Origin of the sequence: Verrucosispora sp. ts21, assembly GCF_002879555.1 — a bacterium.
Taxonomy (GTDB): Bacteria; Actinomycetota; Actinomycetes; order Mycobacteriales; family Micromonosporaceae; genus Micromonospora; species Micromonospora gifhornensis.
The window spans coordinates 1-5,983 of sequence record NZ_PNOZ01000143.1 but is presented as its reverse complement, the minus strand read 5'-3'; the positions used below and the strand labels follow the sequence as shown (position 1 = coordinate 5,983).

Annotated in this window: 5 protein-coding genes; 4 read left to right on the top strand and 1 reads right to left on the bottom strand. The window is 72.4% G+C overall.

Annotated elements, in window-relative coordinates; all coding sequences use genetic code 11:
- The coding region (locus C1A38_RS30015; RefSeq protein ID WP_102661051.1) for a menaquinone biosynthetic enzyme MqnA/MqnD family protein at nt 1–820 on the bottom strand (820 nt) is incomplete at its 3' end.
- 248 nt (nt 821–1,068) lie between these two features.
- On the opposite strand from C1A38_RS30015, the gene C1A38_RS30010 reads away from it, so the two are divergent.
- From C1A38_RS30010 to C1A38_RS29995, 4 genes are all read left to right on the top strand, one after another.
- A complete protein-coding gene (locus tag C1A38_RS30010; protein ID WP_102661050.1) occupies nt 1,069–3,408 on the top strand; it encodes a HelD family protein in 2,340 nt (779 codons plus the stop codon).
- A gap of 32 nt (nt 3,409–3,440) precedes the next feature.
- On the top strand, nt 3,441–4,349 hold the full coding sequence (locus C1A38_RS30005; protein ID WP_102661049.1) for an ABC transporter ATP-binding protein: 909 nt from the start codon (nt 3,441–3,443) through the stop codon (nt 4,347–4,349).
- A gap of 12 nt (nt 4,350–4,361) precedes the next feature.
- Nucleotides 4,362–5,099, top strand: a complete 738-nt coding sequence (locus tag C1A38_RS30000; protein ID WP_102661048.1) for an ABC transporter permease — start codon at nt 4,362–4,364, stop codon at nt 5,097–5,099.
- A gap of 100 nt (nt 5,100–5,199) precedes the next feature.
- A complete protein-coding gene (locus tag C1A38_RS29995) occupies nt 5,200–5,964 on the top strand; it encodes a VOC family protein (protein WP_102661047.1) in 765 nt (254 codons plus the stop codon).
- Nucleotides 5,965–5,983: the final 19 nt, after the last annotated feature.

Genomic DNA, 5,983 nt, shown 5'->3' with positions numbered 1-5,983 from the left:
GGAGGGCGGGGGTCTGGCCCAGGGCGGTGGCGTGGCGGGCGAACTCGCGGAGGCCCGCTACCTGGCGGTCGCCCAGGGAGAAGTCCAGGGCCTCGTAGTAGGAGGCCAGGGTGGCGGCGTCGAAGGGCTCCCAACGGGCCGCCGACTCGACGACCTGGTCGAGTTCGGCCAGGCAGAGGTCACGCGAGCGCAGGAACGCGTCGTGCACCCCCTTGACCAGGCCGGGGTGGGCGGCGGCGAAGTCGCGACGGGCGGCCCAGACGGCGAAGACCATCGGCAGTCCGGTCCACTCCCGCCAGGCCTGACCCAGGTCGGTGACCGTCAGGCCACGGCTGGGTGCCTCGTAGAGGGCGCGCAGGGCCACGTCACCGATCAGCACCGCCGCGTCCGCCTCCAGCAGCATCTGGGTCAGATCGGGCGGGCATCGGAAGTACTCGGGCTGCACGCCGTACCGCTCGCGCAGCAGGAGTTGCGCGAGCAGGACTCCGGTCCGCGAGGTGGAGCCGAGGGCCACCCGGGCCCCGTCCAGCTCGGCCAGCGGGCGCGTGCTGACCAGGTTGACCGACAGCACGGGGCCGTCGCTGCCGACCGCCAGGTCGGGCAGGAGCAGCAGTTCGTCCGCGTGACGCAGGTACTCGACCAGCGAGATCGGCCCGATGTCCAGGTCACCGCCGACGAGTGCGGCGTTGAGCCGGTCCGGCGTGTCCTTGTACAGGTCGACGTCGAGCAGGGCACCGGAGCGCATCAGGCCCCAGTAGATCGGTAGGCAGTTGAGGAACTGGATGTGCCCGACCCGGGGGCGGGCGACGCGCTCGACCATGCCCCGACCGTATCCCCGTCGCCGCTGACCGGCTCAGCGGACCGGCACCGAAGTGGCCAACCCCGCACCAGGTGACCCAGCACCACCCGACGCCGGTACGAAATCCGGTTGCTGCTGACCCGGGGAAGAGTAGGCTTCCTGTCCCGCCCGACGGCCGCGGTGAGTAGCACCGGAGCGGACGTCCCCCGCGCCGGCCGACAGTCGGAAACGCGAGCGGCAGCCTTCTTCCCGTGTCAAGGAGTACGTGGATGAGCCTGCACGCCCAACAGCTCCCGCAACCCACGCAACCCACACCGCACCGCCCGCCGACGCTCGACGACGAACTGGCCGCCGAGCAGGCACACCTGTCCGACTCCCGAGCCGCGTTGGCCCGGATGCGGGAACGCGCCGAGGCGCTCTTCGCCACAGGCGACAAGGTCGCTGGGGACAGGTACACCGCCGAGCAGCTCGGCCGTCACCTTGCCCGGCGGGTCGCGGAACTGGCCGACGACCCCCGCACCCCACTCTTCTTCGGTCGTCTCGACTTCGGCAGCACCACCCCAGCCACCACCGACACCAGCAACACCGCCACCAGCGACCTCGCGACCGCCACCGATACCGCAGCCACCACCGACCTCGACCTCACAGCCACCGCCGACACCGGAGCCACCGCCGACACCACGCCCACGAACACCGCCGGCACCGCGGCCACCACCGGCATCGAGGACGGCGACTACACGGAGCAGGCCGCCAGCGCCGGGTACGGCGAGCACGCCGGACGGCGTTATCACGTCGGGCGCCGGCACGTGACCGACGAGCAGGGCGAACCGCTGGTGCTGGACTGGCGGGCACCGGTATCCCGGGCGTTCTACCAGGCCAGCGCCCGCGACCCGCAAGGGTTGGCGGTACGGCGTCGGTTCGGGTTCGACAACGGGAGGCTGACCAGCTTCGAGGACGAGCACCTGGACCGGGGCGAGGAACTCGGCACCGCCAGCCGGATCCTCACCGCCGAGATCGAGCGGCCCCGGGTGGGGCCGATGCGGGACATCGTCGCCACCATCCAGCCCGAGCAGGACGAGTTGGTCCGCGCCGACCTGTCCGAGTCGATCTGCGTACAGGGTGCTCCGGGGACCGGGAAGACCGCTGTCGGGTTGCACCGGGCCGCGTACCTGCTCTATCTGCACCGGGAGCGGTTGCGCCGGTCGAAGGTGCTGGTCGTGGGGCCGAACCGGGCCTTCCTGGCGTACATCGCGGCGGTGCTGCCCGCCCTCGGCGAGGTGGAGGTCGAGCAGGCGACCGTCGAGGACCTGGTCGACCGGGTGGTGGTGCGGGCGGTGGACCCGCCGGCCGTGGCGGTGATCAAGCACGACGCCCGGATGGCGGAGGTGCTGCGCCGGGCGGTCGACGCGTACGTCGGTGAGTCGACCGAGCCGATCGTCGTCTCCGACGGCTCGTTCCGTTGGCGGATCGGGCTGGAGCCGCTGCACCGGCTGGTCCAGGAGACCCGGGCCGAGCAGTTGCCGTACGCCCTCGGTCGGGAGCGGGTGCGCGCCCGGGTGGTCGGGCTGCTGCAACGGCAGGCGGAGGCCCGGCGGGCGGAATCGCCGAGCGAGGCGTGGCTGCGCCGGATGGGCCGGTCGAAGCCGGTGACGACCTTCCTGGACGCAGTCTGGCCGGCGTTGACCCCGGACGGGCTGGTGCACGCGCTGCTGGCCGACCCCGCCCGGCTCGCCGCAGCGGCCGACGGCCTGCTCACCCCCGCCGAGCAGACCCTGCTGACCGGCCAGGACAGCACTCCGACGCCCACCGGCGGCGGCGCACCAGGGAGCAGCAGGCCCCGGTCCGGTACGAAGCTGGGGCGTACGCCTAAGGCCACCCGGTGGAGCGCCGCCGACGCGGTGTTGATCGACGAGGCGGCCGGGCTGATCGAGCGGCCGGGCAGCTACGGGCATGTGGTGGTCGACGAGGCGCAGGACCTTTCGGCCATGCAGTGCCGGGTGATCGCTCGGCGCAGCGAGCACGGTTCGCTGACCCTGCTCGGGGACCTGGCCCAGGCGACCGCGCCGTGGGCGGCCACCGACTGGCGGGTCACCCTTCGTCACCTCGGTAAGCCGGACGCGACGGTGGTGCCGTTGACAGTCGGTTTCCGGGTACCGGCGGACGTGCTCGCCTTCGCCAACCGGTTGCTGCCGTCGCTCGCCGTGGACGTACCGCCGGCCGAGTCGTTGCGCCGCGACGGGGTGCTCACGGTGCGTACCGTGACGGATCTTGTCGGGGCGACGGTGGCCGAGGTGGGCGCGGCGCTCGCCCACGAGGGGTCGGTCGCGGTGATCGCCGCCGACGACGCGGTGGACCGGCTGGTCGCGGCGCTGGCGGCGGCCGGCATCGAGACCGCGACCGCCGCCGATGCGGGCGGCGGTCCGCGCGTCACTGTCGTCCCCGCCACCGTGGTCAAGGGCCTGGAGTACGACCACGTCGTCGTCGTCGAACCGGCCGACATCGTGGCGGCCGAGCCGCGCGGGCTGCACCGGCTCTACGTGGTGCTCACCCGGGCGGTCTCCCGGATGTCGGTGCTGCACAGCGCGCCACTGCCCGCACCGTTGGGCTGACCGGCGTATTGCCACCACCCGGTGAACCGAGAATGATCAATATCGTGGAAAGAGACATCCTCGCCCGTGCCGAGCGGGTCAGCCGCCGGTACGGCGACGTCCTCGCCCTGGACCAGGTCGACCTTGAGGTACGGGCCGGTGAGCTGGTCGGCCTGCTGGGGCCCAACGGTGCCGGCAAGAGCACCCTGATCAGTCTGCTGGTCGGGCTGCGTAAGCCCAGCTCGGGGCGGGTGGAACTCAACGGCGGTGACCCGCGTGACCCGGCGAGTCGGCGGCAGATCGGCGTCACCCCGCAGGAGACCGGGCTGCCCGGCACGCTGCGGGTCGGCGAGGTGGTCGACTTCGTCTCGGCCCACTACCCGGACCCGGTGCCCCGGGGCGACCTGCTCGACCGGTTCGGCCTGGCAGACCTGGTCCGGCGGCAGTGCGGCGGGCTGTCCGGTGGACAGAAGCGCCGGCTCGCGGTGGCGCTGGCCTTCGTCGGTCGCCCCCGGTTGGTGGTGCTCGACGAGCCCACGACCGGACTGGACGTGGAGGCCCGCCACACCCTGTGGGAAGCCATCCGGGCGTTCCACGCCGACGGCGGCACGGTGCTGCTGAGCAGCCACTACCTGGAAGAGGTGGAGGCGCTGGCCCGGCGGGTGGTGGTGATCGGCCAGGGACGGGTGCTCGCCGACGACACCGTCGACGCGGTCCGGGCCGTGGTCGGCGTACGCCGGGTGAGCCTGACCGCCGAGACGCTGCCCCCGCTGCCCGGGGTGGTACGCACCGAGCACGTCGACGGCCGTACCCACCTGCTCACCGCCGACGCCGACCAACTGGTGCGGGACCTGGTCGCCAGCGGAGTCGAGTTCCGCGACCTGGAGGTGCGCCCGACCTCGCTGGAAGAGGCGTTCCTGGCCATCACCGCCACCGACGCCGCGCCAGCCGCCGCTGCCTGAGGGGATCTCGACGTGCAACTCGCCCTGGTACACGCGCGTTACCAACTGCTGGAGACCGTCCGCATCCCGGTCGCGATCTTCGGTAGCGCGTTCTTCCCCGCCGCCGCGATGCTCTTCTTCGTGGTGCCCTTCGCCGGCAAGGACCCGGTGGGCGCCACCTACGCCACCGCCGCGATGGTCACCTTCTCGGTGATGAGCGCCAACATCTTCCAGTACGGCGTGGGTGTCGCCGAGGACCGTGACCAGCCCTGGAACCCGTACACCCGGACGTTGCCGGCCGGGTCGGCACCGCGTTTCGCCGGCCGGGTCATGGCCGGGCTGGTCCTCACCTACCTCTCGCTGGTCCCCGTGGTGGTGATCGCCGCGACCCTGACCGAGGCCAGGATCGACCCGGCGTCGTTCCTGCTGGCCCTGGTCACCGTCACCGTCATCTCCGTACCGTTCACCCTGATGGGGCTGACCATCGGGTACTCGCTGCCCAGCAAGGCGGCGATCGTGGTGGCGCAGCTCGTCTTCTTCCCGCTCGCCTTCGGTGGTGGCCTGCTCTCCGCCCCGGATCAGGCACCCGGTTTCATCGAGGCGATCGCGCCGTACCTGCCCACCCGGGGTGCGGTGGAGCTGATGTGGGCGGCGGTCGGCGACTACTCGGTCAACCTGCTCTCCCTGGTCATGCTCGGTGTCTGGGTGGTGGTGCTGGCCGCCCTGGCCGGCTGGGCGTACCGCCGGGACGAGGGTCGCCGGTTCAGCTGACGTTCCCCCGGTTTCCGACCCGGATCATGCTCCGGCGGTGCCACGATGCCGGTGAGGGGTGGTCGGGCGACGGCCACCGCCGGGGTCGAGAGGGGTAGCAGTGGCCAGCGTCCCGTCGGGCACGCCGTGCTGGGCCGACCTGGCCACGCCAGGGCTCGACCGGGCCCGGCGGTTCTACCCAGAGCTGTTCGGCTGGACCGGACGGGTGGACCCCGAACCCGAGGCGGGCGGCTACACGACCTTCCAGCTCGACGGCCGGGCCGTCGCCGGGGTGGGGCCGCCGGCCGTACCGGACCAGGTGCCGATCTGGTCGACGTACGTCGCCACCGACGACGCCGACCTGGTCACCGGGCGGGTGGAGCGAGCCGGCGGGCAGGTGGTCGTACCGCCGTTCGAGGTCTTCGACCGAGGGCGGATGGCGGTCTTCAGTGACCCGGCCGGTGCCGCGTTCAGCGTCTGGCAGCCGATGTCGTTCCCGGGCGCCGAGGTCTTCGACGTACCCGGCGCGATGTGCTGGACCGAGCTGGTCACCCCCGATCCGGACGGCGCGCGGATCTTCTACGAGCTGGTCTTCGGGTGGCAGCCCGAGGAGGAGCCGATGGGACAGACTTCGTACACCGGTTGGCGGCTCGGCGACCGGATGGTGGCCGGCATGATGCCCCCGCGCGAAGAGGCCTTCGCCGCCGACTCCCCCGCCTACTGGACGCTCTACTTCTCGGTCGCCGACGCCGACGCCACGGCCGCCCGCGCCGCCGAGCTCGGTGGCACCATCCTCGTCCCACCCCGCGACATCCCCGCCGGCCGCGTCACCGCCCTCCGCGACCCCGACGGCGCCCTCTTCTCCCTGATCGCCCTCACCCCCTAACCCCTGACCCACCCCACGC

Bases quoted from the DNA above. Each gene is read 5' to 3' on its own strand.
- C1A38_RS30010 (WP_102661050.1), top strand. From the start codon at position 1,069: ATGAGCCTGCACGCCCAACAGCTCCCGCAACCCACGCAACCCACACCG.
- C1A38_RS30005 (WP_102661049.1), top strand. From the start codon at position 3,441: ATGATCAATATCGTGGAAAGAGACATCCTCGCCCGTGCCGAGCGGGTC.